Origin of the sequence: Saccharothrix carnea (genome assembly GCF_003014735.1) — a bacterium.
Taxonomy (GTDB): domain Bacteria; phylum Actinomycetota; class Actinomycetes; order Mycobacteriales; family Pseudonocardiaceae; genus Actinosynnema; species Actinosynnema carneum.
In genome coordinates, this window is the sequence record NZ_PYAX01000023.1 from 65,770 (window position 1) to 92,335 (window position 26,566).

General features: G+C 70.9%; 28 protein-coding genes. 17 read left to right on the forward strand and 11 right to left on the reverse strand.

Annotation, left to right across the window (positions count from 1 at the left end):
- The first annotated feature begins 3 nt into the window (after positions 1 to 3).
- From rlmB to B0I31_RS37375, 4 genes are all read left to right on the forward strand, one after another.
- Positions 4 to 972, forward strand: coding sequence for a 23S rRNA (guanosine(2251)-2'-O)-methyltransferase RlmB (rlmB, locus tag B0I31_RS37360; protein ID WP_106620100.1), 969 nt, complete (start codon positions 4 to 6; stop codon positions 970 to 972).
- Between the two features lie 101 nt (positions 973 to 1,073).
- Entirely contained in the window at positions 1,074 to 2,495 is a 1,422-nt protein-coding gene (locus tag B0I31_RS37365; protein ID WP_106620101.1) for an MBOAT family O-acyltransferase, read from the forward strand.
- 362 nt (positions 2,496 to 2,857) lie between these two features.
- Positions 2,858 to 4,081, forward strand: a complete 1,224-nt coding sequence (locus B0I31_RS37370; protein WP_106620102.1) for an MFS transporter — start codon at positions 2,858 to 2,860, stop codon at positions 4,079 to 4,081.
- 189 nt (positions 4,082 to 4,270) lie between these two features.
- Entirely contained in the window at positions 4,271 to 5,761 is a 1,491-nt protein-coding gene (locus B0I31_RS37375) for a GGDEF domain-containing protein (RefSeq protein ID WP_245950717.1), read from the forward strand.
- Between the two features lie 64 nt (positions 5,762 to 5,825).
- Here B0I31_RS37375 and B0I31_RS37380 read toward each other — a convergent pair whose 3' ends face one another.
- The 4 genes from B0I31_RS37380 to B0I31_RS37395 all read right to left on the reverse strand — a co-directional run bounded on the left by B0I31_RS37380 (position 5,826) and on the right by B0I31_RS37395 (position 9,716).
- A complete protein-coding gene (locus B0I31_RS37380) occupies positions 5,826 to 6,656 on the reverse strand; it encodes a metal ABC transporter permease (protein WP_106620103.1) in 831 nt (276 codons plus the stop codon).
- Positions 6,656 to 7,477, reverse strand: coding sequence for a metal ABC transporter ATP-binding protein (locus B0I31_RS37385; protein ID WP_106620104.1), 822 nt, complete (start codon positions 7,475 to 7,477; stop codon positions 6,656 to 6,658). The genes B0I31_RS37380 and B0I31_RS37385 overlap by 1 nt, the downstream gene beginning before the upstream one ends.
- Entirely contained in the window at positions 7,474 to 8,457 is a 984-nt protein-coding gene (locus tag B0I31_RS37390; protein ID WP_106620105.1) for a metal ABC transporter solute-binding protein, Zn/Mn family, read from the reverse strand. Before B0I31_RS37390 ends, B0I31_RS37385 begins: the two co-directional genes overlap by 4 nt.
- Positions 8,458 to 8,615: 158 nt before the next feature.
- Positions 8,616 to 9,716: an ABC transporter ATP-binding protein gene (locus B0I31_RS37395; protein ID WP_106620106.1), complete on the reverse strand. Its 1,101-nt coding sequence runs from the start codon at positions 9,714 to 9,716 to the stop codon at positions 8,616 to 8,618.
- Between the two features lie 260 nt (positions 9,717 to 9,976).
- On the opposite strand from B0I31_RS37395, the gene B0I31_RS37400 reads away from it, so the two are divergent.
- Together B0I31_RS37400 and B0I31_RS37405 are read left to right on the forward strand one after the other, a co-directional pair.
- Complete coding sequence (locus B0I31_RS37400; RefSeq protein ID WP_106620107.1) at positions 9,977 to 10,249, forward strand: type II toxin-antitoxin system Phd/YefM family antitoxin; 273 nt, start codon at positions 9,977 to 9,979, stop codon at positions 10,247 to 10,249.
- Positions 10,242 to 10,646, forward strand: a complete 405-nt coding sequence (locus B0I31_RS37405) for a PIN domain-containing protein (protein WP_106620108.1) — start codon at positions 10,242 to 10,244, stop codon at positions 10,644 to 10,646. The genes B0I31_RS37400 and B0I31_RS37405 overlap by 8 nt, the downstream gene beginning before the upstream one ends.
- A gap of 39 nt (positions 10,647 to 10,685) precedes the next feature.
- Here B0I31_RS37405 and B0I31_RS37410 read toward each other — a convergent pair whose 3' ends face one another.
- The 3 genes from B0I31_RS37410 to B0I31_RS37420 all read right to left on the reverse strand — a co-directional run bounded on the left by B0I31_RS37410 (position 10,686) and on the right by B0I31_RS37420 (position 13,821).
- Positions 10,686 to 11,579 (reverse strand): sugar ABC transporter permease, encoded by an 894-nt coding sequence (locus B0I31_RS37410; RefSeq protein ID WP_106620109.1) that lies wholly within the window; start codon positions 11,577 to 11,579, stop codon positions 10,686 to 10,688.
- Positions 11,579 to 12,499: a carbohydrate ABC transporter permease gene (locus B0I31_RS37415; RefSeq protein ID WP_425444475.1), complete on the reverse strand. Its 921-nt coding sequence runs from the start codon at positions 12,497 to 12,499 to the stop codon at positions 11,579 to 11,581. Before B0I31_RS37415 ends, B0I31_RS37410 begins: the two co-directional genes overlap by 1 nt.
- A gap of 65 nt (positions 12,500 to 12,564) precedes the next feature.
- Positions 12,565 to 13,821, reverse strand: coding sequence for an extracellular solute-binding protein (locus B0I31_RS37420; protein ID WP_106620110.1), 1,257 nt, complete (start codon positions 13,819 to 13,821; stop codon positions 12,565 to 12,567).
- Between the two features lie 258 nt (positions 13,822 to 14,079).
- On the opposite strand from B0I31_RS37420, the gene B0I31_RS37425 reads away from it, so the two are divergent.
- The 3 genes from B0I31_RS37425 to B0I31_RS37435 all read left to right on the forward strand — a co-directional run bounded on the left by B0I31_RS37425 (position 14,080) and on the right by B0I31_RS37435 (position 17,480).
- Positions 14,080 to 15,129, forward strand: coding sequence for a LacI family DNA-binding transcriptional regulator (locus tag B0I31_RS37425; protein WP_106620111.1), 1,050 nt, complete (start codon positions 14,080 to 14,082; stop codon positions 15,127 to 15,129).
- Between the two features lie 107 nt (positions 15,130 to 15,236).
- Positions 15,237 to 16,340, forward strand: coding sequence for a LacI family DNA-binding transcriptional regulator (locus tag B0I31_RS37430; protein ID WP_106620112.1), 1,104 nt, complete (start codon positions 15,237 to 15,239; stop codon positions 16,338 to 16,340).
- 126 nt (positions 16,341 to 16,466) lie between these two features.
- Entirely contained in the window at positions 16,467 to 17,480 is a 1,014-nt protein-coding gene (locus B0I31_RS37435) for an LLM class flavin-dependent oxidoreductase (RefSeq protein ID WP_106620113.1), read from the forward strand.
- Positions 17,481 to 17,484: 4 nt separating this feature from the next.
- Here B0I31_RS37435 and B0I31_RS37440 read toward each other — a convergent pair whose 3' ends face one another.
- Positions 17,485 to 18,147: a hypothetical protein gene (locus B0I31_RS37440; protein ID WP_181320745.1), complete on the reverse strand. Its 663-nt coding sequence runs from the start codon at positions 18,145 to 18,147 to the stop codon at positions 17,485 to 17,487.
- Between the two features lie 142 nt (positions 18,148 to 18,289).
- On the opposite strand from B0I31_RS37440, the gene B0I31_RS37445 reads away from it, so the two are divergent.
- The 3 genes from B0I31_RS37445 to B0I31_RS37455 are packed head-to-tail and all read left to right on the forward strand — an operon-like array spanning position 18,290 to position 20,188.
- Positions 18,290 to 18,781, forward strand: a complete 492-nt coding sequence (locus B0I31_RS37445) for a beta-class carbonic anhydrase (RefSeq protein ID WP_106620115.1) — start codon at positions 18,290 to 18,292, stop codon at positions 18,779 to 18,781.
- A gap of 38 nt (positions 18,782 to 18,819) precedes the next feature.
- The gene (locus tag B0I31_RS37450) at positions 18,820 to 19,689 is read left to right on the forward strand and encodes an HhH-GPD family protein (protein WP_106620116.1); all 870 of its coding nucleotides are present in this window, start codon (positions 18,820 to 18,822) and stop codon (positions 19,687 to 19,689) included.
- A gap of 1 nt (position 19,690) precedes the next feature.
- Complete coding sequence (locus tag B0I31_RS37455; protein WP_106620117.1) at positions 19,691 to 20,188, forward strand: 2'-5' RNA ligase family protein; 498 nt, start codon at positions 19,691 to 19,693, stop codon at positions 20,186 to 20,188.
- Here the strand turns inward: B0I31_RS37455 and B0I31_RS37460 are convergent.
- Positions 20,137 to 20,883 carry an alpha/beta fold hydrolase gene (locus B0I31_RS37460; protein ID WP_106620118.1) on the reverse strand — a complete coding sequence of 249 codons (747 nt, stop codon included), beginning with the start codon at positions 20,881 to 20,883 and terminating at the stop codon, positions 20,137 to 20,139. The two genes, B0I31_RS37455 and B0I31_RS37460, sit on opposite strands and share 52 nt — an antisense overlap.
- A 17-nt stretch (positions 20,884 to 20,900) precedes the next feature.
- On the opposite strand from B0I31_RS37460, the gene B0I31_RS37465 reads away from it, so the two are divergent.
- The 4 genes from B0I31_RS37465 to B0I31_RS37480 are packed head-to-tail and all read left to right on the forward strand — an operon-like array spanning position 20,901 to position 24,168.
- On the forward strand, positions 20,901 to 22,376 hold the full coding sequence (locus tag B0I31_RS37465; RefSeq protein WP_106620119.1) for a M1 family metallopeptidase: 1,476 nt from the start codon (positions 20,901 to 20,903) through the stop codon (positions 22,374 to 22,376).
- Positions 22,377 to 22,415: 39 nt separating this feature from the next.
- A complete protein-coding gene (locus B0I31_RS37470; protein WP_106620120.1) occupies positions 22,416 to 23,027 on the forward strand; it encodes a CGNR zinc finger domain-containing protein in 612 nt (203 codons plus the stop codon).
- A gap of 10 nt (positions 23,028 to 23,037) precedes the next feature.
- Positions 23,038 to 23,346, forward strand: a complete 309-nt coding sequence (locus B0I31_RS37475; protein WP_073886919.1) for an antibiotic biosynthesis monooxygenase family protein — start codon at positions 23,038 to 23,040, stop codon at positions 23,344 to 23,346.
- Between the two features lie 24 nt (positions 23,347 to 23,370).
- Positions 23,371 to 24,168, forward strand: a complete 798-nt coding sequence (locus B0I31_RS37480; protein ID WP_181320746.1) for an SIR2 family NAD-dependent protein deacylase — start codon at positions 23,371 to 23,373, stop codon at positions 24,166 to 24,168.
- Here B0I31_RS37480 and B0I31_RS37485 read toward each other — a convergent pair.
- Positions 24,140 to 25,114, reverse strand: a complete 975-nt coding sequence (locus B0I31_RS37485) for an endonuclease/exonuclease/phosphatase family protein (RefSeq protein WP_106620121.1) — start codon at positions 25,112 to 25,114, stop codon at positions 24,140 to 24,142. The two genes, B0I31_RS37480 and B0I31_RS37485, sit on opposite strands and share 29 nt — an antisense overlap.
- A gap of 18 nt (positions 25,115 to 25,132) precedes the next feature.
- On the opposite strand from B0I31_RS37485, the gene pcp reads away from it, so the two are divergent.
- On the forward strand, positions 25,133 to 25,765 hold the full coding sequence (gene pcp, locus B0I31_RS37490; RefSeq protein ID WP_106620122.1) for a pyroglutamyl-peptidase I: 633 nt from the start codon (positions 25,133 to 25,135) through the stop codon (positions 25,763 to 25,765).
- Between the two features lie 65 nt (positions 25,766 to 25,830).
- Here pcp and B0I31_RS37495 read toward each other — a convergent pair.
- A partial coding sequence (locus B0I31_RS37495; protein ID WP_146174101.1) for an AAA family ATPase occupies positions 25,831 to 26,566 on the reverse strand: 736 nt, incomplete at its 5' end.

Consider the following 26,566-nt stretch of genomic DNA (forward strand, 5'->3'; position numbering starts at 1 on the left):
CTCGTGGCTGGTAACTCCAAGCGCCGGGGCGCCATGCGCAACCCCGGCTCCAAGAAGGGCGCGGTCGTCGGTTCCGGCGGGCAGAAGTCGAAGGGCCTGCAGGGCAAGGGCCCCACGCCGAAGGCGACCGAGCGACCGAACCACCCCGCGTACAAGCGGGCGAACGCGGCGGCGAAGGCCGAACAGGTCCGCGCGCAGCGGCGCAAGGCGGCCGAGAACGGCCCGGAGACCGTGGCCGGGCGCAACCCGGTGGTCGAGTGCCTGCGGGCCGGGATCCCGGCGACGGCGTTGTACGTGGCGCTGGGCATCGACGCGGACGACCGGGTCGCCGAGGCCGTGCAGCTGGCGGCCACGCGCGGCATCTCCGTGCTGGAGGTGCAGCGCGGTGAGCTGGACCGGATCACCGGTGGCGCGATGCACCAGGGGCTCGGGCTGCAGGTGCCGCCGTACGAGTACGCCGAGCCCCGTGAGCTGCTCAAGATCGCGAACGCCTCGGGTCTGCCGCCGTTGCTGGTGGCGTTGGACGGGGTGACCGACCCTCGCAACCTCGGCGCCGTGGTGCGGTCCGCGGCCGCGTTCGGTGCGCACGGGATCGTGCTGCCGCAGCGCCGTTCGGCGGGGATCACCGCGGTGGCGTGGCGGACCAGTGCCGGCACGGCGGCCCGGATGCCGATCGCGGTGGCGACCAACCTGACCCGTCAGCTCAAGGAGTGGGCCGAGGCCGGGTTGATGATCGTCGGGCTGGACGCGGACGGCGACGTGGACGTGGACGGCCTGGACCTGGCCACCGGCCCGCTGGTCGTCGTGGTCGGTTCGGAGGGCCGTGGGCTGTCGCGGCTGGTGAAGGAGACGTGCGACCAGACGGTGTCCATCCCGATGGCCGCCGGCGTGGAGTCCCTGAACGCCTCCGTCGCCGCTGGTGTGGTGCTGGCCGAGATCGCCCGCCGTCGCCGGCTGGACGTTCGCGGCTGATCCCTCGCGCGGTCACCTCCCGACCAACCCGGGTGTGAGGTGGGACGGTTTGTCGGCGATCCGGTCCGCGCCCGCCTGACCGGCGGATAAGGTCTGCGGCGATGTCCTTCGCCAGCCCGTTGTTCCTGTGGTTCTTCCTGCCGGTCGTGCTCGCGACCGTCCTCGTCACGCCCAGGAACTGGCGCAACGGCGTGGTCGCCGTGGCGAGCCTGCTGTTCTACGTCTCGGGGGCGGGCGGGACGACGCTCCTGCTGCTGGTCTGCATGGTGGGCAACTACCTCGCCGGCCGGCGCCTGGAGCCGGGTGCTCCGGGCGACCGCAGGCTGGTCCTGGTCGGCTCGATCGCGCTCAACCTGGCCGTCCTCGTCATCTGGAAGTACGCCGGGTTCGCCACGCAGCAGCTGCACGACATCGCCGCCGTCGTCGGCGCGGACCTGCCGGTGGTCCAGCTCGCCCTGCCGATCGGCATCTCGTTCTACACGTTCCACCACATCTCGTACGTGGTCGACGTGTACCGCGGCGAACGGCCGGCGCTGCGCGAGCCGGTCGCGTTCGTCACCTACATCGCGATGTTCCCGCAACTCGTGGCCGGCCCGATCGTCCGATTCCGCGAGATCGCCGACCAGCTCCCCCAGCCGCGCCTGCACCGCTGGGACGACATCGCGGCCGGTTTCCCCCGGTTCGCCCTCGGCCTGTGCAAGAAGGTGATCATCGCCGACTCGCTGGCGCCGATGGTCGACGCCTGCTTCGCCACCCCGGCCGACGAGATGACCACGTCGATCGCCTGGCTCGGCGCGATCGGCTACACGCTGCAGCTCTACTTCGACTTCTCCGGCTACTCCGACATGGCCATCGGACTGGGCCGCATGCTCGGCTTCCGGCTGCCGGAGAACTTCGCCCGCCCGTACTCCTCGGTCACCGTCACCGAGTTCTGGCGCCGCTGGCACATGTCGCTGTCGCGCTGGTTCCGCGACTACGTCTACATCCCGCTCGGCGGCAACCGCGGCGGCGTGCTGCAGACCTACCGGAACCTGTCGATCGTTTTCGTGCTCACCGGTTTCTGGCACGGCGCCAACTGGACGTTCCTGGTGTGGGGTTTGTTCCACGGCGGCCTGCTCGTGCTGGAGCGCCGTTTCGGCTGGGATTCCGCCCCGGTCGCCACGCGCACCCGAATTGCCCGCCGGGCTTTGACCATGCTGCTGGTGGTAATCGGCTGGGTGTTCTTCCGGTCCGCCGATCTCGGTACGGCGTTCACCATCATCGGGCACATGCTGTTGCCGGATTTCAGCGGCTTGACCGACGCGGTCGCCGCCGCGGCGACCAATCAGCGCATTGTGCTGCTGCTGCTCGCGCTGGCAATTGTCGCAATGCCCGACCACCCGGTGAGCGGGCCCTACCTGGAGTCTTCCCGGGACAGGATCGCCACCGCGGCACGGGTCTCGCTGATGACGGTGGGCGTCGGCTACGCGGCGATCCTGATCGCCGGCGGCACGTTCAGCCCGTTCCTCTACTACCAGTTCTGAAGATCCACCAGCCCGCCACTTTCAACAATTGACCGGGCGACCGACGCCGGTGGCGTGGGCGACCGCGTGAACGCGCTGGCCCGGTCGGACCAGCCCACCCCGGACCCAATGGAGCCCTTGGTCGACGTAGGGTAGGCGAGGGTTGCTCACGCCGTGTCACCTACCGTCAACTGTCAAGAATAAGTGGCCGATTTTTCGCCGTTGTAACTACTTTATGTAACCGACCTGCTCCGTTCGGGTACACAGTGTGGTAGGACAGAGATTGCACATCCGGCAGCTTCTACCGTGCTAACCGAGGGAATTGTTACTTCGGGTGGGGGTAACGTGACTCACTCATCGGGGCCGACCAACCTGGGGGAGTTGTGACTTCCGGGGGGACCATCCGCGCGCTCGTGGGCAACCGCGAGTTCCGCGGCATGTGGATCGGCTCGACGGTGTCCACCGTGGGCGACCAACTCGCCGCGGTCGCGCTCTCCCTCCTGGTGTTCGAGCGCACCCAGTCACCCGCCTGGACCGCCCTCACCTGGTCGTTGACGCTGTTGCCGCCGCTGGTGTCCGGCCCGCTGCTGGGCTGGGTCGCGGACCGGTTCCCCCGCCGCACGGTGATGGTGTGGTGCGCGTGGCTGCAAGCCGTCCTGGTCGGCCTGATGGCCATTCCCGGCGCGCCGCTGTGGCTGATGATCGTGCTGCTGGTCGTCGTGCTGATGATCTCGTCGCCGTTCCTGGCCGCCCAGGAGGCGAGCCTGCCCCACGTGCTGCCGGACAAGCGCTACGACGACGGCGTGGCGCTGTTCGGCACGTCGGTGGACGTCGCGCAGATGGCCGGCCTCGCCGCGGCGGGCTTCCTCGTCACGGGCTGGGGTGCCAACGTCGCGCTGGCCATCGACGCGGCCTCGTTCGTGTGGGTGGCGATCCTGGTGCAGCTGTCGGTCAAGCACCGGCCGGCGGCCGACCCGCGCGGCACCAAGCGCGACCCCGAAGCCCCGAAGGGCGCGTTCTCCCTGCTGATGACCGAACCCCGACTCCGCAGCCTGCTGGGCGTGCGGCTGCTGGCGGGCCTGGCGATGGTCCCGGAGGGCTTGGCCGTGCCGCTGGCCAGCGAACTGGGCGCGGTGTGGTCGGTCGGGCTCATCCTGGCCATCGAACCGGCCGCGAACGTCCTGGGTGTCGCGGTGCTGTTCCGGCTGGTCCGCGACCCGGCCAAGCGCGAGCGGCTCATCGGTCCCCTGGCTATCCTGTCCCTGGCGCCGCTGGTCATGTTCGCCCTCGACCCGAATCTGACGTGGACGATCGCGTTGCTGGTGATCGCGGGCATGGCCGGGGCCTACCACACGCCCGCACGTTCGGCCTGGATGAGGATCCTCCCCGACAGTTACCGTGGCAGGGCGTACGGCATCAGCCGGGCGGCGTTGCGCACGTCGCAGGGCGGCGGCATGGCGGTGGCAGGCGTCGTGGCGCACACGATCGGTTCGGTGACCGCGACCATCGCGGGCGCCGGCGGAATAGGCATCCTGCTGGCGACGCAGGCGGCCGTCGCGTGGCGGCGGGCGAGGTCCCGGAACGAACCGGAGGCGGTGGCCATCTGAAACGGAGTGACCACGGAACGCGATTGTCCATCATGAAGAGCCCTTCGACTGCGGCCCGCTAGCCGGCGGGCACGCGGGAGCACTCGGTCTGGTTGCGCATGGCGAACACCTTCTCGGAGCGGGCCCTACGAGCCGGAGTGCGACGGCGACCGGCGTTCGTCGCGCGGGTGTGGGCAGAGGGAGGGGATCGTGGTGAAGAGCAGTCCGGCTGACCGGCAGCAGTCCGGTCCGGTCAGTCGGGTCGCGGTCCGCGAGTGGGACCTGTGGAAGTTGCGCCCGGCGGCGCTCGGCTACATGTTCGCCGTCGAGGTGGCGGTGGCCTCGGCCGCCGTGTGGCTGCTGACCTCCACCTTGGACACGGTCTCCGACGCGGACTGGATGCGCTTCATCGCGGTGATGTCGGCCGTAACCATTCACCTGCTGATCGTCCGGCGTGCCGAGGAATCCCGCCGGGACGAGTCCTCCGGGCCGCACATCGACCTCACGTCCGTGTGGACGTTCGCCGCCGCCATCGCCCTGCCGGGCGCGCTGGTCGTGCTGGTCACCGTCTGGATGCGGATCCTCATCCAGCCCATCGCGAGACGGCAGCCGTACCGGTTCGTGTTCTCCTCGGCGAGCATCCTCGGCGGCACCATGCTGGCCTGGGTGGTGGTGCACCTGTCGGGACTGTCGCTGCTGGCCACCGGGCACGTGCTGCCCGACTTGGGCCTGGTGCTCGTGCTGCTGGTGGCGGCCGTGGTGAACTGGGCGTCGCAGGGCCTGAGCATCGCCGCGGTGGCGAAGATCGTCGCGCCGCGCACCCGCTTCCGCGAGCTGGTCGGCTCGCGCGCGGACAACGTGCTGGAGCTGAGCACGCTGGGCGCGGGCGCGATGCTCGGCATGCTGATGACCACCCACTGGGTCGGTCCGCTGCTGCTGGTGTTCCCGGTCATCCTGGTGAACTCGCTGCTCTACCACGCCGCCGAGCGCCGGGCGCACCTGGAACGGCTGCTGCGCGAGCAGGAGCAGCTGCAGGCGCGGCTGGCCGAGGACGCGCACACCGACTACCGGACCGGGCTGCTCAACACCAACGGCCTCGCCGAGTACGGGAGCAGGCTCACCGACCGGTGCCGGCTGGACAACCAGCCGGTGACCGTGCTGGCCATCGACCTGGACCACTTCAAGCGGATCAACGACACCTGGGGCCACCCGGCGGGCAACGCCGTGCTGGCCGAGGTGGGCCGGATCCTGCGGGAGAAGCTGCGGCCGGGAGACGTGGCCGGGCGGGACGGCGGCGAGGAGTTCGTCGTGGTGCTCGCCGACACCGGCCTGGCCCAGGGCACCGCCATCGCCGAACGGGTGCGCGAGGCGATCGGCGAGATGTCCGTGGTGACCACCGACAAGCACCGCAACATCGTGACGCTGCGCGGCCGGAACCTGCCGCTGACGCCGGAGGGACCGGAGGTGCGCGCCATCTCGGCGTCCATCGGCGTGGCCGTGCTGCCGGACAACGGCGACTGCCTGCAGGACGCGCAGCACTGCGCGGACGCCGCGCTCTACGCGGCCAAGGAGAACGGGCGCAACCAGGTGCGGGTCGCCGCCGGCGAGATCCGGCTGCTGCCCGCGCCCCGGGTCGACCAACAGGTGGACGGTGCCGCGGAACAGCAGCAGCAAGCCGCCGGGGTCACCCGCACCGCGTAAGGCGCGACCGGGCCTTCTGGTGCCCCTACGACCCGCACATCCACTCCGGTCGGGTCCGAACGTGTTACTGGACTCTTTCCCGCTTACCGCTCATCAACCGGCACACGAGGTAGATCAAGAACGACACCGCCGTGACGAACGCGCTCACCGGCATGCCCGGCGCGAGCGACAGCACCATCCCGCCCAGCACGGACACCTCGGCGAACACCACGGCCAGCACGGTCGCGCGCACCGGGCTCGCGGTCACCCGGACCGCCGCCGCCGCGGGCGTGATCATCAGCGACAGCACGAGCAGCGCGCCCACCAGCTGCACGCTCAACGCCGTCGCCACGCCCACCAGCACCGCGAACACCACCGACAACGTCCGCACCGGCACACCGCGCGCGGTCGCCACGGCCGCGTCCACGCTGGCGAAGTGCAGCGGCCGGTAGATGAACGCCAGCACCGCCAGCACCGCGACCGACGAGCCGATCAGCAGCCACAGGTCGGTCGACCCGACGCTCACCACCTGCCCGGTCAACAGGCCGAACTTGTTCGCCGCACGCCCCTTGTAGAGGGCCAGGAACAGCACGCCGAGCCCCAGGCCGAACGCCAGGATCGCGCCGATCACCGAGTCGCGGTCCGAATCACGCCTGCTCAGCAGCCCCAGCAGCAGCGCGGCGAGGACCGAGCCGGCCAACGCGCCGTACCCGACGCCGATACCGACCAGCAGGGCCGCCGCGCCGCCGGTGAACGCCAGCTCGCTCGTGCCGTGCACGGCGAACGCCATCTTGCGGGTCACCACGAGCGGGCCGAGCAGCCCCGCCACCAGCCCGAGCACGGCGCCCGCGATCAGCATCGGCTGGACGTAGCGCAGCAGGTCGAGCGTCTGCCCGACGTCGAGGAAGTTCTCCATCAGCCCTCATCCGCCACGTGGTGCGGCTCGTCCTCGCACACGTGCTGCGCGCCGACCACGTGGATCTGGTCGCGCACGCGGACCACCTCGACGTTCGTGCGGTACAGCTCGGTCAGCGTCCGCGAGGTCATCACCTCGGCGGGCGTGCCGATCCGGAACCGGCCCTCGACCAGGTACAGCACCCGGTCGACCAGCGGCAGGATCGGGTTGATCTCGTGGGTCACGAACAGCACGGCGGTGTCCGCGGCCCGGCGCCGGGCGTCGATCAGGTCGCTGACCACGCGCTGGTGGTGCAGGTCGAGCGAGAGCAGCGGCTCGTCGCACAGCAGCACCTCGGGGTCGCCGACCAGGGCCTGCGCCACCCGCAGCCGCTGCTGCTCGCCGCCGGAGAGCAGGCCGACCGGCTCGTCGGCGTACTGCGTCGCGCCGACCGACGCCAGCGCCTCGTCCACCCTGGCCCGGCGTTCGCGCCGGTGGCGCCAGCCGACGCCCCAGCCGTGCCCGTCCAGGCCGAACCCGACGAGGTCGCGCCCGCGCAGGGCGAGGCTGGAGTCGAGCGCCCGCTGCTGCGGGATGTAGCCGATGCGCCGGTTGCCGCCCGCGACGCGCACCGTGCCGCCGGACAGCGGCTGCAGGCCGAGCAGCACCCGGATGAGGCTGGTCTTGCCGGAGCCGTTGGGCCCGAGCACGGCGACGAACTCGCCGGGGGCGACGTCCAGGTCCAGCCCGTCCCACAGCACGCGGTCGCCGTAGGACAGCCGCGCGCCGCGCAACGCGACGGCCGCGCGCGTGGACCTGTCCGTCACCTGGGCAGCCGTCATGCGCCGAGCGCTCCCACCAGCGAGTCGACCTGCTTCGTCATCCACTCAAGGTAACCCGTGACGCCCTCGGGCAGCGTCTCGGTCACCTCGGCGACCGGCACGCCCGCCGCCTTGGCCTGGTCGACGACCTGCTTGGTGCCCGCGTTCTCCGTCTGCGCGTTGTTGACCAGCGCGCCGACCTGCTTCTGCTCGATCAGGCGGGTGACGTCGGCGAGCGCGGCGGCGGGGATGTCGGTCTCGTTCTCCACGGCGTCGGCGAACGACTCGGGCGTGACGTCCTCGACGCCCGCGGTGTCGAGCAGGTAGTGCGCCACCGGCTCGGTCGCCACCACCTTCTTGCCCGCGCCCTTGCCCTCGACGCGCTGCTCCAGCTCGGTGAGCTTGGTGGTGAAGTCCTCGGCGTTGGCCTCGAAGGTCGACTTCTTGTCGGGCGCGATCTCGCCGAGGTCGGCGGCGGCCTGGTCGGCGACCTTGCGGACGGTCTCGAAGTCGTACCAGACGTGCTCGTTGACCGCGTGGTCGTGGCCCTCCTCGCCCTCCTCGTGGCCGGGCTCCTCGTGACCGGGCTCGCCGGACGGCTCCCCGGAGGGCTCGGGCTCGTCGTGCCCGGAGGCCTTGCCGGACACCGGGAACGCCTCGATCTTCTTGGCGCCCTCGGTCTCGGGGCCGAGCAGGGTGGCGAAGAAGTCGTCGTAGCCGCCGCCGTTGAAGATGACCAGCTTCGCGTCGCGGACCGTGGCCAGGTCGGACGGGGTGCTCTCGTAGGAGTGCGGGTCGCCGGACGGGTCGTCGATGATCGCGGTGACCTGCACGGCGTCGCCGCCGACTGCCTGGACCACGCTGCCCCACACGTTCGTGGAGGCGACGACCTTGATCTTGCCGTCGTCGTTCGCGGCGGGGGTGTCCTGGGCACCGCAGGCGGTGAGGGCGACGGCGGTCGCGGCGGCCACCGCGCCGAGCAACGCGTTGCGGACAGTCATCAGAGCACTCCTCGACAGGCGGATCAGCAGGCAATGGAAACCGTTGTCGAGTTCAGTTTAGAACGCTCCGCGACCGAAACGCCCACCGACCGGGTGTTTTGCACACCACAGGGGCCACCTCCGTGGAAACGGGAGGTGGCCCCGGTGGTGGTCGGACGTCAGTCGGTCAGGCGGTAGCCGGACTCGGGGTGGAACAGGTGGACCTCGCCGGCGTCGCGCACGGCGACCTTGACGGTCTGGCCCAGGGTGGGCGGCGTGCGGCCGTCGACGCGGACCACGAACCGCTCGGGCACGTCGCCGATGCGGACCGAGCCGTGCATGAGCGCGTCCGCGCCCAGCTCCTCGACCAGCTCGACGGTCATGTCCATGCCCTGCTCGGACGAGCTGACCAGGGCCAGCGACTCGGGCCGGATGCCGAAGGTCACCTCGGACAGGCCCTCGCCCGCCGCCTTGTCCAGCGCCTTGCGCTCCAGCGGCACCACGATGCCGTCGAGCTTCGCGCCCTCCGACGTCAGCGGCACGGTCTTGAGGTTCATCGCGGGCGAGCCCATGAAGCCGGCGACGAACGCGTTGGCCGGCTTGTCGTACAGCGCGCGCGGGGTGTCGCACTGCTGGAGCAGGCCGTCCTTGAGCACGGCGACCCGGTGGCCCATGGTCATGGCCTCGACCTGGTCGTGCGTGACGTAGATCGTGGTGGTGCCCAGCCGCGCCTGGAGGGCGGCGATGTTCGCGCGGGTCTCCACGCGCAGCTTCGCGTCGAGGTTCGACAGCGGCTCGTCCATGAGGAACACGGAGGGCTCGCGGACGATCGCGCGGCCCATCGCGACGCGCTGGCGCTGACCGCCGGAGAGCGCCTTCGGCTTGCGCTCGAGGTACTTCTCGAGGTCGAGCATCTTGGCCGCTTCCAAGACCTTCTGCTTGATGTCGGCCTTGTTGACGCCGCGCAGCTTGAGCGCGAAGCCCATGTTCTCCGCGACCGTCATGTGCGGGTACAGCGCGTAGGACTGGAACACCATCGCGATGTCACGGCCCTTGGGCGGGACGTTGGTGACGTCCTTGCCGCCGATGTGGATGGCGCCCTCGTCGATGTCCTCCAGACCCGCGAGCATCCGCAGCGCGGTGGACTTGCCGGAGCCGGACGGACCGACCAGAACCAGGAACTCACCGTCGGTGACGTCCAACGACAGCTCGTCGACCGCGCGGACCGGCGGGTTGCCGGAGAAGATCCGCGAAGCCTTGACGTAGGCGACCTCAGCCATGCCACGCACCTTTCACTACCCAAGCTTTGCCGCAACGCTAGGGATTGCAAGCGCTTACGGGAACGGGTGAATTGGTCTAATTCCGCATCGGTTCAGCCGCCCGGACCAGCCGCCCTCGCCGCTGCGGAACCCGCGCCCGGCCTGCCGTCGTACCGGGTCCGGTGGGGCGGCGACCACCCGATCGAGGCGTCCGGACCAGGCCTTTGACCAGCGGTATTGCGGCTGGCGCGCAGTGCGCCGGCTCCCTAACCTCCTCCGTCATGAAGGTCATCAGCGAACAAGATTTCTACGACAACCCCGGCGAGGTGTTCGAAGCCGTCGAGGCGGGTGAGACGTTCGTGGTCACTCGTGAGGGCGAGGAGGTCCTCGAACTGCGCCTGCCGCCTCCCGGGCAGAGGTTGACCACTGCCGAGGTCATCGAACGGCTCAAGGGCCTGCCGCGCGTCGACTACGCGCAGATGCGAGCGGAAGTGGACGAGTTCTTCGGGGTCGAACGCATTGACGACGACCCGTGGGAGCGCAGCCGTGGCTGATCACGACCTCTCCGGCGTCCTGGACACTTCGACGTACATCGACCTCGAACTGCTGGACCCGGCGGTTCTGCCGGCGGTCCGTGAACTGACCACAATCACCTTGGCGGAGTTGCACCGCGGCGTCGTCGTGGCGAAGGACGCCGCAAGCCGTGACGTGCGCACCGCGCGATTGGGGGTCGCGATCGCGGGCTACGACGCGTTGCCCTTCGACCAACGCGCGTCCGCGCGCTTCGGCAGCCTGGTCGGATTGATGGCCGCAGCGAATCGCGATCCACGAACGCGCACGCTGGACCTGATGATCGCGGCTACTGCCTCGTGCCATGAACTGCCGCTCTACACCCGCAACGCCAAGGACTTCGTGGGCCTCGAATCGCTCGTCAAGATCATCGAGGTGTGACCGGAGGGCCTCCGCGACGAGGCGGAGGCCCCGGCGGCGTCAGCCCTTGACCGCGCCCGACGACAGGCCCGTCACCAGGAACTTCTGCACCAGGTAGAACACGACGATCGCGGGGATCGCGACCAGGATCGAGGCGGCCGCCAGGTGGCCCCACTCGGTCCGGTTCTGCTGGACGAACACCTGCAGGCCGACCGCCAGCGTCTTCGACTCGTCCGCCGCCGACAGGAACGCCGACGCGAACGCCACCTCGCCCCACGCCGTCAGGAACGCGTAGAACGACGTCACGGCCAGACCCGGCCGGGCCAGGGGCAGGACCAGCCGCCAGAACACGCCGAACGGCGACAGGCCGTCCACCCGGCCGGCCTCGTCGATGTCGGTCGGGATCGTGTCGAAGTAGCCCTTCAGCATGTACGTGCAGAACGGCACGGCGGTCGTGCAGTAGACCAGCACCAGCCCCAGCGACGTGCCCTGCAGCCCGAGCGCGAGCAGGATGTTGTACAGCGGCACGATCAGCACCGCGAACGGGAACATCTGCACGACCAGGAACGACAGCATCAGCGACCGCTTGCCCGGGAACCGGAACCGCGACGCCGCGTACCCCGTCGTGGCGGACAGGAACACCGCCAGCACCGTGGTCATCAGCGCGATCAGCACCGAGTTGCCGAACCACGCCAGGAAGTCGCCCTTCTCCCCGGCCAGGATGCGCCCGTAGTTGTCCAGGCTCGAGTCGTTGACCAGCTTCGGCGTGGTCTCGACGGCCTTGGCGTCCGGCTTGAACGACGTCACCAGCACCCAGAACACCGGGAACACCGCGATCAGCGACGCCACGACCAGCGCGCCGTGCAGACCCACGCTGGCCAGCGGCGACCGCTGCGAGCGCTTGAGCGCCCGAACCGGCTGGACCACCCGAACGGAAGCGGCTTCGACCGTCATCACCACACCTCGCCTTGCTTGCGCAGCGCACGCCGGTACACGCCCGCGAACACGAGCAGCACGGACAGGATCAGCACGCCGTAGGTCGACGCCACCGCGAAGTCGCGGGACGCGCCGGAGAAGAACCGCTCGAACGCGTAGGTCACCAGGATCCGGGTGTTCGGGTTCGGTCCGGTGATCAGGTAGATGATCGCGAACATGTTGAACGTCCAGATGATGCCCAGCAGCACCACCGTGCTGGACACCGACCGCAGGCCGGGCAGCGTCACGTTGCGGAACCGCTGCCACGGTGTCGCGCCGTCGACCTCGGCGGCCTCGTAGAGGTCGCCCGGGATCGACTGCAGGCCGCCCAGCAGCGCCACCATCATGAACGGCACGCCGAGCCAGGTGTTGACGATCATCACCGCGACCAGCGCCCAGTCCGACTGGCCGAGCCACACCGGCGGGTCGTCCAGCCCGAGGAAGCGCAGGAACTGGTTGATGATCCCGTACTGCGCGTTGAACATGTACTTCCAGGCGAACGCGCTGATGAACGCGGGCACCGCCCACGGCAGGATCAGCAGCACCCGGTACACCGCCCGGCCGCGCACCTGCCGGTTGAGCAGCAGCGCGAGGCCGAGGCCGATCGTGTAGTGGAAGAACACGCAGCCGAACGTCCAGATGAGCGTGCGCACCAGCGTCGACCAGAACGCGCCGTAGCTGGCGTCGCCGGACAGGACGTTCAGGTAGTTGTCGAGCCCAACGGAGACGTAGGTCGCCGGCCGGTCGAGGATCGGGTTGGCGATGTTGCCCTCGTTGATGTCGGTGAAGGTGAAGAACACGCCCTGCGCGAGCGGGAACAGCACCAACACCGCGATGACCACCACGACCGGCAGCACCATCGCGTACGCGTACCAGTGCCGGTCCAAGAACCTGCGCACCGAAGTCTCCCTTCGCCGCCCCGCGGCGCCCGGCCTGGGGTCAGGCCGGGCGCCACGAGGGATGGTCAGCCGACGGCGTACTCGGTGACGACGGTGTCCTTGTAGGCCTTGGCCACCTCGTCCAGCGCCGTCTTGGCGTCCTTCTTGCCCGCCAGCACGTCGGCGTAGGCGATCTTCAGCGGGTCGAACAGCTGGCCGCCCTCGGGGATCCACGCGCGCGGGTGGGCGGAGGTGACGACCGGCTCGAACGCGGACACGACCGCGTGCGCCTTCACGTCGGCGTTCTCGTAGGCCGACTTGCGGGTCGGCAGCACGCCCAGTTCCTTGGCGATGCGGACCTGCGACTCGGTGCTGCTCATGCAGGCGATGAACTTGACCGACGAGTCCTTGGCCTTGGTGCCCTGGCGGATCACGTAGTCGTGGCCGCCGACCGGCGCGGAGCCCTTGCCCGCGGTGGCGCCGGGGACGGGCGCGATGCCCAGGTTGGCGGCGTCGCTGAACGCGGCGCCCTTGAGGTAGTCGGCGACCGACCACGGGCCGTTGATCACCATGGCGACCTCGCCCGAGGTGAACGCGGCCTGCATGTTGTTGTAGGAGTTCGCCGGGTCGAGCGCGGTGGACGCGGCCTTGGCGTCCAGCAGGCCCTTGGCGGTCTCCAGCGCCTTCACGTTCTCCGCGGAGTTGACCACGATCTTCTTCGCGTCGGCGTCGACCAGGTCGCCGCCCTCGCCGTAGATGAACGGCAGCGCGTAGTAGGCGTCGTTGTTGATGAAGATCGTCTTCTCGCCGCCGAGCTTGGCCGCGGCGGCCTTCACGTCGTCCCACGTCTTCGGCGGCTCGACACCGGCGTCGGCCAGCAGCTTCTTGTTGTAGAACAGCGCCAGCGAGTCGGTGACCTGGGGGACGCCGTAGGTCTTGCCGTCGTACTTGGTGGAGCCGAGCGGGGTCTCCAGGAAGTCGGACGTGTCGTTGACGAGCTCGGTGCCCGCCAGGTCGACGACGTAGCCGAGCTTGGCCAGCTGCGACACCCACGCGACCTCGGCGCGGAAGACGTCCGGGCCCTGACCGCCCTGGGCGGCGGTCCGGTAGTTGTTGAGCGCCTGGTCGAAGGCGACGGTCTCGGTCTTGACCTTGTAGCCGCCCTTGGTCGCGCACTCCTGCGCGATGGCGGTGAACACCGGGCTCTCGTTCGGGCCGCTGGTGTCCCAGAAGGTGATCTCGCCGGAGTCGCCGGACGCCGATCCGCCGTCGCCACCACCGCACGCGGTGAGGACGAGGGCGGAGACGGCCGCCGCTGCGGTCACGAGGGTGGTACGTCGCATCGTTGCTGTCGTCCCTCCTGCGGGCCTCCACCGTGATGAAGGCTCTTGCAAGAACTTGCGAAATTGTTGACGCGGATTTCATCCCGCCGACCAGGGCCGGGTCAAGGGTCTGGACGTAACCAAGCCGTAACGGCCCCGCCTGGCCGGAGGAAACCAAGGTGGGCGTTGCAAAAATTTGCCGCTGACGGCAGGCTGCACGTCACCAGCGGCGACACGCGTCACCAGCCGCGTCACCAGCGAGTCAGCGAGGAGGCAGGGGTGTCCGGTCTGTCCGAGATCGCCAGGGCAGCCGGGGTGAGCATCTCCACGGTCAGCCGGGTGCTCAACCGCCGGGCGGGCGTGAACGACGAGACGCGTCAGCGCGTGCTCGCGGTGCTTGCGGAAATGCCTTACACGCCGCGGGGGTTGGGCGCGCTGCAGCGGACGGGTGTGATCGGGCTGCTCGTGCCGGAGCTGTCCAACCCGGTGTTCCCGGCGTTCGCCGAGGCGCTGGAGGTACGTGCCGCGCGGCTGGGGTACTCGTCGCTGCTGTGCAACACGCGGGCCACCGGCGCGGGTGCGATGGGCGAGGAGGAGTACGTGCGGATGCTCCTCGCGCGCGGCGTCGAGGGCATGGTGTTCGTGTCGCCGGAGATCACCAACGTCGAGGTGCCGCTGGGCCAGGCGCCACGACCGTCCTACTACGCGAAGCTGCTCGCGGACGGCGTGCACATGGTGTTCGTCAACGGGGCGACGCCGTCGCTGGACGTGCCGGACGTGACCGTGGACGAGCAGCACGCCGGGTACGCCGCGACCAGGCACCTGGTGGAGCTGGGGCACCGGCGGATCGGGTTCGTGTCGGGTCCGGCCCGGTCGCTGCCGTCGCGGTTGAAGCGGGCCGGGTGGGCGGCGGCGCTGGAGGAGGACGGGCTGCCGGCGACGTCGGACTTCGTGGCGCACGCGCCGTTCGGGCCGGAGGGTGGCGCGGAAGCGGTGTCGACGTTGCTGGACACCGTGCGGCCCACGGCGGTGATCTGCTCGTCCGACCACATGGCGATCGGCGTGCTGCGGGAGGCGCACCGGCGCGGGCTGGCCGTGCCGCGCGACCTGTCCGTGGTGGGGTTCGACGACATCCCGCTGGCGTCGTACTGCTCGCCGTCGTTGACGACCTTGGCGCAGCCGATCGAGGAGATGGCGGCGGCGGCCGTCGACGAGTTGGTGCACCGGCTCGACCCGGATCGGCGACGGCGTCCGGCGGGTAATTACACGCGCGTTTTCCGGCCTCGGCTGGTGGTGCGCGAGTCGTCCGCAGAGCCCTCATTGGTTTAGACCACTGTACCGTGAGGTAACCCCTTCCCAACTGCACTGATGGCAATTTTGAGGGACGCCGGTCACCCCCACTTCTGTAATTGGTTCTGAACCGTTACGGTCACTTCATGGCGCGGTCGATGCATGTGCGACGCCCCGCGACGCTCGCCTCACTGGCGGCGGAGCTGGGTGTTTCCCGGACAACGGTGTCCAACGCGTACAACCGTCCCGACCAGCTCTCGCCAGAGCTGCGACGCCGGGTGTTGGAGACAGCTAGACGACTCGGGTACCCGGGGCCCGACCCGGTGGCCCGTTCACTGCGGACCAGGAAGGCCGGTGCGGTGGGCCTGCTGCTCACCGAGAACCTGTCCTACGCGTTCCGCGACCCGGCGGCGATCGGGTTCCTGGAGGGGTTGGCGCTCGCGTGCGAGGACGCCGGGACCGGGCTGCTGCTCGTGCCGGCGAACCCCGAGCGCGAGGACGTGGCGGCCGTGCACCGGGCCGGTGTGGACGGTTTCGTGGTGTATTCGGTGCCCGACGACGACCCGCACCTGGCGGCGGTGCTGGAGCGGCCCGTGCCGACCGTCGTGTGCGACCAGCCCGACCTCGGCAACGTCGACCGCGTCGGCATCGACGACCAGGCGGCCATGCACGCGCTGGCGCAGCACCTGATCTCGTTGGGGCACCGGCGGGTCGGCGTGGTGTGCATGCGGCTGGCCCGTGACCGCAACGACGATTTCGTGACGCCGGACCGGCAGCAGGCGGCGCACTTCCACGTGCAGCGGGCCCGGTTGGCGGGGCTGGCGCAGGCGTTCGCGACGGTCGGCGTGGACTGGGCGACCGTGCCGGTGGCGGAGCGGTTCGACCACACCATGGCGTCGGGCGCGTCGGCGGCGGCGCAGGTGCTGGAGCGCGACCCGCAGATCACCGCGTTGATCTGCACGTCGGACATACTGGCCCTCGGCGCGATGGCCGAACTGCAGCGCCGCGGCCTGCGCGTCCCGGTGGACATCACGGTCACCGGCTTCGACGGCATCCGTGAGGCGGAGCAGGCGGGCCTGACGACGGTCCGCCAGCCGGTCCTGGAGAAGGGCCGCGCGGCGGGCAAGCTGCTCCTCGACTCGGCCGAGCGCACCCGCCCCCGTGCCGTCACCCTGTCCACCGAACTGGTCCAGGGCATCACCGCCGCCCCACCGCGCGGCACGGCGGAGGAACGCTGGTTCGGCCCGTGACCCCCGGCCCGGCCTGACTGCCACCGGCCGGCCACCACCCCACCGCTCCGCAGGGGTCCTCGCGAGGGGACCCCTGCCGTCGTTCCACCAGGTGGACCGCCCGCGCCGGAGGGCGACAATCGACAGGTGCCGCCACCACCGAGACCGTTGCGCAAGTTGGGTTTCCTCACCATCGGCCTGTTCGACGAGGCCGACCCGGGGCGTGGGCACCGCTCGACGCTGCAGGTGATCGAGCTCGGTGAACGGCTCGGGTTCGACAGCGCCTGGGTGCGGCACCGGCACCTGCAGTTCGGCATCTCCTCGCCCGTCGCCGTGCTCGCCGCGGCCACGCAGCGGACCAGCCGCATCGAGCTCGGCACCGCCGTCATCCCGCTGGGCTGGGAGAACCCGCTGCGCCTGGCCGAGGACCTGGCCACGGTGGACGTGCTGTCCGGCGGCCGGCTCAACCCGGGCGTGAGCGCCGGGCCGCCGATGCACTTCCAGCGGGTCCGGGAGGCCCTCTACCCGGACACGGCGAACGCCGAGGACTTCGGCTACCGGCGCGTCGAACGGCTCCTGGCCCACGTGCGCGGCGAACCCGTCACCCACTTCCGCGGCACGGAGGGCATCGAAGTCTTCTCCGACCGCGTCCAGCCGCACGCACCCGGCCTCGCCGACCGCCTCTGGTACGGCGGCGGCAGCTTCGCCTCCGCCCGCTGGGCCGGCGAGCACGGACTGAACCTGCTCGTCAGCAGCGTCGTCAAAGCGGAGGGCCGCACCGGGTTCGCCGACATTCAGCGCGACCACATCCGCGCGTTCCGCGCCGCCCACCCCGACGGCGAGCGCGCCCGCGTCTCGCAGGGCCTCGTCGTCATCCCGACCGACTCGGCCACCGCCGAGCAGCGCGCGAAGTACCAGGACTACGCGGCCGAGCGCCTGCCCCGCACGGCCACGCCCCAGGGCCCGGCCGGGTTGCTGTTCTCCCCCGACTTCGTGGGCACGTCCGCGCAGATCGCCGAACGCCTCCACGACCACGCCGCGTTCCGGGAGGTCGACGAGGTGGCGTTCGCCCTGCCGTTCAGCTTCGAGCACGCCGACTACGTGCAGATCCTCACCGACATCGCCACCGTCCTCGGTCCCGCGCTCGGCTGGCAGCCGTAGGGGCTCACGTGACGCGGAAGACCACCGGAGTGCTCGCCTTGCCCGCCACCAGCGCGGTCAGCAAGTAGTCGCCCGCGCCCAGCCTCGACTGCTCGCGGCAGCCCGGTCCGGACGTGCTGCCCGGCCACTGCAGGCCGTAGGTGAACCGCTCGCCCGGCTGCATCACGCGCACCTCCGACCCCTCGGTGGCGAAGCAGTCGTTGCTGGACCACAGCCGGGTCGCGCCGTCCGCGCTCGTCACGACCAGCTCGCGCACGTGCCGCCCGATCTCCTTCGCGCACGGCAGCGGGCCGGTGTTGGAGATGACGATGGTGAAGCGGACGGGTTGGCCGGCGGGGGTCTCCGGCTTGTCCACCTCCGCCGCCACGGCCACCTGCGCGTCCTCGCACGGCGGTGGCGGGCCCGGCGGGAGGGTCGGGGAAGGCGCCACCGAGGTGGCCGGGGAAGGAGGTGGGCTGGTCGAGGACGACGAGACGACCGCGGGCGTCGCGGCCGGCTCGGGTGGGCTGGACGACGGCTGCGCGACCACCGGCGCCGGGTCGCCCCGGCCGACCAGCACGCCGACCAGCCACACCACCAGCACGAGCGCGACCACCGACCCGGCGAGGGCCAGCGCGCGGCGCCGCCAGTACACCGCCCGGGGGAGCGGGTCTGTGTGCTCGGTCACGCCGACGAAGGTATCCAAGCCGAGTGGAATTACCGGGTAGGCATCGGTCGCCCGATGCGGTGAACGTGAGGTTCGCCCGATTCACTTGCCCGCCATGCGGGAGGCAGGTTCCAATCCCGGGGAACAACGGGAGGTGTCTTCGATGACCGCGATCGACGAGCTGCTCCACCGCAACGCCGAACTGGGCAACATCGTTCCCGGCGACCGTTCCTCGCCGAAGCCCTCGATGCAAGTGGCCATCCTGACCTGCATGGACTCCCGCATCCGGGTGTTCGAGATCTTCGGCCTCAAGCAGGGTGAAGCGCACGTGCTGCGCAACGCGGGCGGCGTCGTGACCGACGACATGATCCGTTCCCTGGCGCTGAGCCAGCGCAAGCTCGGCACCCGCGAGGTGCTGCTGGTGCACCACACCAACTGCGGCCTGCAACTGGTCACCGAGGACGACTTCAAGGACGAGCTGGAGCGCGACTCCGGCCTGCGCCCCACCTGGTCGGTGGAGGCGTTCCGCGAGGTGAAGGACAGCGTGCGCGGCTCGATGAACCGGGTCCGGCAGAGTCCCTTCCTGCTGCACCGCGACAGCGTGCGCGGCTTCGTCTACGACGTGCACACGGGCGAGCTGACCGAAGTCGTGTGATCGGTCGGCGGACCGGTCGTGGAAGACTGTGCGGCGCTATGAGCCTGGACGCCGACCTCCTCCTCGACTGGTTCGCCGACACCGCCCGCGACCTGCCCTGGCGACGGCCGGAGTGCACGGCCTGGGGCGTGCTGGTCAGCGAGATCATGCTGCAGCAGACCCCCGTGGCGCGGGTCGAGCCGATCTGGCGCGAGTGGCTGGCCCGCTGGCCGACCCCATCGGCGATGGCGAAGGCGACCCAGGGCGAGGTGCTGCGCGCCTGGGGCAAGCTCGGCTACCCGCGCCGCGCGCTGCGGCTGCACGCCGCCGCGCAGGCCATCGCCGAGCACCACGACGACGTCGTCCCGAGCGACGTGGACACGCTGCTGGCCCTGCCGGGCATCGGCGCGTACACGGCACGGGCGGTCGCCGCGTTCGCGTACGGGCAGCGGTGCCCGGTGGTCGACACGAACGTCCGCCGGGTCGTCGCACGGGCCGTGCACGGCGCGGGCGACGCGGGCCCGCCGTCCACCACGAAGGACCTGAACGACGTCGAAGCCCTGCTGCCGGACGAGCGGGCCGCCGTCTACTCGGCCGCGCTGATGGAGCTGGGCGCGCTCGTCTGCACGGCCCGCGCCCCGAAGTGCGCCGACTGCCCGGTGTTCGACGCGTGCGCGTGGCAGCTCAACGGCCGCCCCGCCTACGACGGCCCGGCCAAGGCGGTGCAGAAGTTCGCGGGCACCGACCGGCAGGTGCGCGGCCTGCTGCTGGACGTGCTGCGCGGCACCAGCGAGCCCGTGGCGAAGGCGCGGTTGGACGTGGTGTGGTCGGACGCGGGCCAGCGGGACCGGTGCCTGCACTCGCTGCTCGACGACGGCCTGGTCGAGCAGACGGCCGCGGGCCTGTTCGCGCTGCCCGGGGAGCACTGACGTGCACGCCCTGGTGGTCTTCTTCGACGCCGAGGCGGAGAACGCCGTGCGGGCGCTGCGGCGGCGCATCGGCGCGCGGTTCGAGCTGCCGCCGCACCTGACCTACGCGGCGGCGGGCACGATCGGGCCGAAGGTGCGCGCCGAGCTGCGCGAGGACCTGTCCCGGTTGTGGCTGCCCGACGTCTGGCTGCACACCCTCAGCGCCACCGGGAACACGCTGCAGCTGGGCGCAGTCGTGGACGCCGAGCTGCTGGCCGTGCACTCGGCGGTGCACGACGTGCTCGCGGGCCGCGTGAAGCACCCCAACGCCCACTACCTGCCGGGCAGCTGGGTGCCGCACTGCACGCTGCTCGACGGCGAGGACGCCGAGGTCAAGACCGCGTTCGCCGAGCTGCACCCGATCACGCCGATCCGCGCCAAGACCCGCGAGATGGCGATCGTGGACACTCAGACCGGGTCGATCGACCCGCTCAGGAACGCCTCCACCGCGCCCCGGTAGACCTCCGGCGCCTGGTCGTGCACGACGTGCCCGGACTCGGGCACCACCAGGTGCGTCGCACCGGTCCGCCGCGCCACCTCGGCCATCTGCCCGGCGCGCAGCCCGCCCAGCCCGGCCTCGACCACCAGCATCGGGCACCGGATCGCGTCCACATAACCCCAGTAGTCCCGCTCGCCCCACTCGGAGGCGATCTCGTAGAGGTCCGGCAGGTGCGCGATGAGGTGCCAGCCGTCCTCGCGCTCCTCGAACATCTCCTCCACCCGCGGCACGTCCACGACCGTCCGCACGTGCGCCAGGGACTCGAACGCGGGCGGCCACGCGTCGAAGTACCACTTCCACTCGTCGACCGTGCGACCGCGGTTGTCCGGCACCACGTCCTCCGCGACGACCGCGCGCACCAGGTCGGGCCTGGTCGCGGCGAGCGCCCACGCGTGCAGCCCGCCCATCGAGTGCCCGATCACCACGGCGGGCGCGAGGTCGTACCGCTCGATCACGTCGGCCGCGTCGGCGACGAAGTCCTCGGTCCGGAACGGCCCCCGCACCGGGTTGCGGCCGTGGCCGCGCGCGTCCGGCGCCACCACCCGCCCGTACGGCTTGAGCCACTGCGCCACCGTCCACCACGTGCTCGCCCGGCTCATCAGGCCGTGGAGCAGCAGGATGCCCTGCCCCGATCCCCCGAACTCCGCAACGGTCATGCGTGCATCATGTCGGCATGGCCATCAGCTCCAAGGCGCGCCCGTACCTGATCGTCATCGTCCTGGTGCTGGTGGTGGCCGGGGTCGTGGTGGCCAGGCTGCCCCGGGACCAGCCGACCGCGGCGCCCACCACGGCCGCCGCGACCACTCCCCCGGTGGTGAACGCCGAGGGCGGTGCCGGCGCGGGCGACGCGTACTACCCGCAGGACGGCAACACCGGTTACGACGTCAGCGCCTACGACGTGTCGGTCACCTACGACCCGGCGACGAAGCGGCTGGAGGGGGTCGCGCGGATCACCGCGAAGGCGACCGCCGACCTGTCCCGGTTCAACCTCGACCTGTACGCGCTCGAGGTCACCGGCGTGGACGTGGGCGAGCGGCCGGCCGCGACCTTCCACCAGGAAGGCGACCACGAGCTGGTCATCACGCCCGAGGCGCCCCTGGTGAACGGCGAGGAGTTCACCACCACCGTCCGGTACGGCGGCGAGCCGACCCTGTTCGAGGACCGCGCGCTGGGCCGCAGCGGCTGGCAGGTCTCGACCTCCGGCGGTGCGTTCGCGGCGGGCGAACCGCACTCGGCGACCACCTGGTTCCCGGCCAACGACACCCCGCGCGACAAGGCGTCGTTCGCGTTGACCGCACGCGTGCCGGAGGGCTGGTCGGTGATCTCCAACGGCGTCGAGCGGGGTTCGCAGACGACAGACGGCTGGACGTCGTTCCGCTGGGTCGCCGAGCAGCCGATGGCCACCTACCTGACCACGATCGCGATCGACCGGTGGACCGTGGAGCGGTCCACGCTGCCCGATGGCACGCCCGTGGTGGACGCCTACGCGCCGGGCGCGGAGAACACCCGGCAGCACCAGCGGCGGCTGCCGGAGGTGCTCGCGTTCCTGGCCGAGAAGTTCGGCCCGTACCCGTTCGAGGCGGCGGGTGGGATCTTCCTGGCCGACAACATCGGCTTCTCGCTGGAGACCCAGACCCGGCCGATCTACGCGGCGTGGGCGGACCTCGACACCGTCGTGCACGAGAACGCGCACCAGTGGTTCGGCGACTCGGTGAGCCTGGAGAACTGGGCCGACATCTGCCTGAACGAGTGCTTCGCCTCCTACGCCCAGTGGCTGTGGGCCGAGGCCAAGGAGGACGTCGACCTGGACGAGCGGTACCGCGCCGAGGTCGAGCGGGTCGCCGACCGGGAGACGTACTGGAACCGCAAGCTCTACGACATGGGCCGCGGCAACGAGTTCCGCGGCGTCTACGACAAGGGCCAGCTCGCGCTGCACGCGCTGCGCCGGCAGGTCGGCGACCCGGCGTTCGACCGGGTGCTCAAGGACTGGACGGCGGCGAACCGGGACGGCAACGCGTCGTGGCCGGAGTTCGAGGCGCACGTGGAGCGGGTGTCGGGGCAGGACCTGGACGCGTTCTTCGGCGCGTGGTTCCGGGGCACCGAGGTGCCCGCCGACGAGTTCCTGTACCCCGGACCGCTGCGCCGGTAACCGGATCAGCCGGTTAGTGAAACTGGCTAGAGTGGTTACATGGCGACGTGGACGAGGACGCTGACCCGCCCGGACGGGCAGAGCTTCCGCTTCGACCCCGGCAGCTTCGCGCTCGAACTGCTGGTCAGCGGTGGCCCGGGCGAGCTGCGCGTGTTCGAGGCGCTGCACGCGCCGGACGACCTGGCGGCGTGGCTGGCCGACTCGCGCCTCGCCGCGACCGCGCCGTTCACCGCGGCCGACGTGCGGGTCACCGAAGCCGAGCTGGCCGCGGTGAAGGAGCTGCGCGACGCGTTCTGGCGGGTCGCGCGGTCGATGGTCCGCGGCGGCGACCTGCCGTCCGCCGACCTGGACGTGCTCAACGCGGCCACCGCCGAGACGCCCCGGCCGGTCGTCGACCCGCACACGCGCGCGTTGACGTGGGCGAGGCCCATCACCGGCACGCAGGTGCTCGGCGCGGCGGCCCGGGACGCGGTCGAGCTGGTGGCCCGGGGCGGCGTGCGCGAGTGCTCGGCGGACAACTGCGGCCTGCTGTTCGTGGACACCTCCCGGGCAGGCAACCGCCGCTGGTGCTCGATGGAGCGCTGTGGGAACAGGCACAAGGTCCGCGCCCACCGAGCACGCCACGAGACGGAAACCGCCGAGGCGCAGTAACGTCGTGGGCATGGCGGTTGTGAAGATCAACGCGATCCACGTGCCCGATGGTTCCGGCCCCGAGCTGGAGAAGCGGTTCGCCGCACGGCTCGGCGCGGTCGACTCCGAACCCGGCTTCCTCGGCTTCCAGCTCCTGCGGCCGGTCAAGGGCGACGACCGGTACTTCGTGGTGACGCAGTGGGAGACCGAGGAGGACTTCCAGAATTGGCTGGGCGGCAAGGCCAAGGAGGCGCACTCCGGCGAGCGGGCCAAGCCGGTCGGCACCGGGTCGGACCTGCTGGAGTTCGAGGTCGTGCTCAGCTCCGAAGCGAAGAAGTGACACCCCGGAAGTGATGCTCCCGAGGTGAACGAGGCGCTCGACCGCGCGGCGGAACTGGTCAAGGCCGCCGGCGCGGTGCTGGTGTGCGCGGGTGCCGGGATGGGCGTCGACTCGGGCCTGCCCGACTTCCGCGGTGCCACCGGCTTCTGGCAGGCCTACCCGCCCTACGAGCGGCTGGGCCTGCGGTTCGAGGAGTTGGCCGACCCGGTGCACTTCGTGGAGGACCCGGCGCTCGCGTGGGGCTTCTACGGGCACCGGCTCGACCTGTACCGGCGCACGGTGCCGCACGACGGGTTCCGCGTGCTGCGGGAGTGGGGCGCGCGGGTGTTCACGTCCAACGTGGACGGCCAGTTCCAGCGGGCCGGGTTCACCGACGTGGCCGAGGTGCACGGGTCGATCCACCACCTGCAGTGCGTGGAGCCCTGCACGGACGACGTGTGGCCCGCCGACGGCGTCGTGGTAGACGTGGACCCGGAGACGATGCGCGCCACCGGGCCGCTGCCGTCGTGCCGCAACTGCGGTGGGCTCGCGAGGCCGAACATCCTCATGTTCGGCGACTGGTCGTGGATCGGCGGGCCGTCGCAGAAGGCGCTGGACGAGCTGGCCCAGTGGCGGCGTGCCCGGCGCGACCTGGTCGTGCTGGAGATCGGAGCCGGTCAGGCGGTGCCGACCGTGCGGCGGCAGGCGGAGCTGGCCAGCGCCGCCTCGGGCGCGCTGATCAGGATCAACCCGCGTGAGCCGGAGGTGCGGCACGGGCGCGGGGTGTCGCTGCCCTTGGGCGCGCTGGAGGCGATCACCGGGCTGGCACGACGAATCGGGTGACGACGGCCCGGTGGTCCGAGCCGGGCACCTCGACCACCTCGAACTCCTCCACCGGGCACCGGTCGTCCACCAGCACGTGGTCGATGGCCACCGGCGGCGGCCACAGCGCGCCGCCGGACGGCCAGGTCGGGTTCAGGCCCTCGCCGAGCTGGTCGGCGGCGTCCACGTAACCGCTGTTGAGCAGCCGGCGCAGGCCCGCGTGGTCCAGGGTGGCGTTGAAGTCGCCGGCGAGCACGCGCACCGGCCCGCCCAGTTCCCGCTCGGGCAGGCCCGCCATGTCCCGCAGCCAGTTCCCCGGCCCCGCGTCGACCACGGGCGGCAGCGGGTGCACCGACAGGATCTCCACGTCCGCACCGGGCAGGTCGACCAGCGCGCCCGCCTGGCGCAGCGTGCTGGGCGGCGTGAGCGTGCGCGGTGCCAGCGGGTAGCGGGACGCGAGGCCGGAACCGGAGCCGCCCGGCTCGTCCAGGAAGTGCCGGTGCGGCAGCACCTCGTCCAGGCCCGCGCGTTCCAGGTCGAGCACCATCTCGGGGGTCAGCTCCTGCATCGCGAGCACGTCCACGTCGTGCGCCCGCACCGCCGCCACGACGGCTTCCGCCTCCGCCCTGCCGACCAGCAGGTTCGCCGCCATCACGGTCACCACCTGGCCCACGCCCACCGGCCGTGAGTCGGGGAACGCCCTCGGCGCGACCGCCGCCACCAGCACCACGGCGACCAGCGACGTGACCGTGCCGACCGCCCACCGCCGCAGCAGCAGCGCCAGCCCGCCCAGCACCACGCCCGCCGCCGTGAAGTAGGGCGTCAGCGCGGTCGTGGCGGCCAGGTACCGGGTGCCGTCGATGCCCAGCAGCCGGGTGGCCGCGGCGAGCAGGAACGCGACAGCCGCCAATACCAGCAGGAACGTCGTCCCCTTGCGCCTGGTCCGGCGTTCCTCGATGTCGACCACGCGTTCTAGTCTGCCCGAGTGGACGTTTTGCTGACGGGCTTCGAACCGTTCGCCGGCGAGGACACCAACCCGTCGTGGGACGCGGTCGACGCGGTGCGACCGGACGGCTACCGGCTGACGAAGCTGCGCCTGCCGTGCGTGTTCGGCGAGTCGATCACCGCGTTGCGCGAAGCCATCGCGGCCCGCCGTTACGACCTGGTGGTGTGCGTGGGCCAGGCGGGCGGACGGGTCGGCATCACGCCGGAACGCGTCGCGGTGAACCTGGACGACGCCCGGATCCCGGACAACGCGGGCGCCCAGCCCATCGACGAGCCGGTGGTGCCGGGCGGCCCGGCCGCGTACTTCACCGGGCTGCCGGTGAAGGCGTGCGTGGCGGCACTGGAGGCCGAGGGCATCCCGGCGTCGGTGTCGCACACGGCGGGCACGTTCGTGTGCAACCACGTGTTCTACGGCCTCATGCACCTGGTCGCTACCGAGTACCCGGGCGTGCGCGGCGGCTTCGTGCACGTGCCGTTCTCGCCCGAGCAGGCCGAGGGCCGCGACCTGCCCAGCCTGCCCGTCGCCACCACGGCCAGGGCGCTGGAGCTGATCGTCCGCACGGCGCTGACCACGTCCACCGACCTGCACACCACTGCCGGCGCCCTGCACTGACCCCCCTGAACAGCCGAAACGCCCCCCGGGCGAACCCGAGGGGCGTTTCGGTCAGGCGTCGTGCGTCAGGCGGACTCGGAGTCCGAGTCTCCGCCCGAGTCGCCACCGGACGACGCGAGGTCGACCGGCGGGGCGTCGGGCACCCGCAGCGGCTTGGCCTCGCCGCGGAAGGTGAAGTGCGCCTTGTCGTCGGCCTCGGACTCGCCGTCCCAGCCCTCGACGTCGGTGAGGATGATCTGGCCGGGCTGGATCTCCCCGAACAGGATCTTCTCCGACAGCTGGTCCTCGATCTCCCGCTGGATCGTGCGACGCAGCGGCCGGGCACCCAGCACGGGGTCGAACCCGCGCTTGGCCAGCAGCTTCTTCGCGCGATCGGTGAGCTCGATCGCCATGTCCTTGTTCTTCAACTGCGTCTCGACGCGGGCGATCATCAGGTCCACCATCTTGATGATCTCGTCCTGCGTGAGCTGGTGGAAGACGATGATGTCGTCGATGCGGTTGAGGAACTCGGGCCGGAAGTGCTTCTTCAGCTCGTCGTTGACCTTGTTCTTCATGCGCTCGTAGTTGGACGCGGTGTCCTGACCCGAGGTGAAGCCCAAGCCAACGGCCTTGCTGATGTCCGACGTGCCCAGGTTGGACGTGAAGATGATGACGGTGTTCTTGAAGTCCACCGTCCGGCCCTGCCCATCGGTCAGGCGGCCGTCCTCCAGCACCTGGAGCAGCGTGTTGTAGACCTCCTGGTGGGCCTTCTCGATCTCGTCGAACAGCACCACCGAGAACGGCTTGCGGCGCACCTTCTCG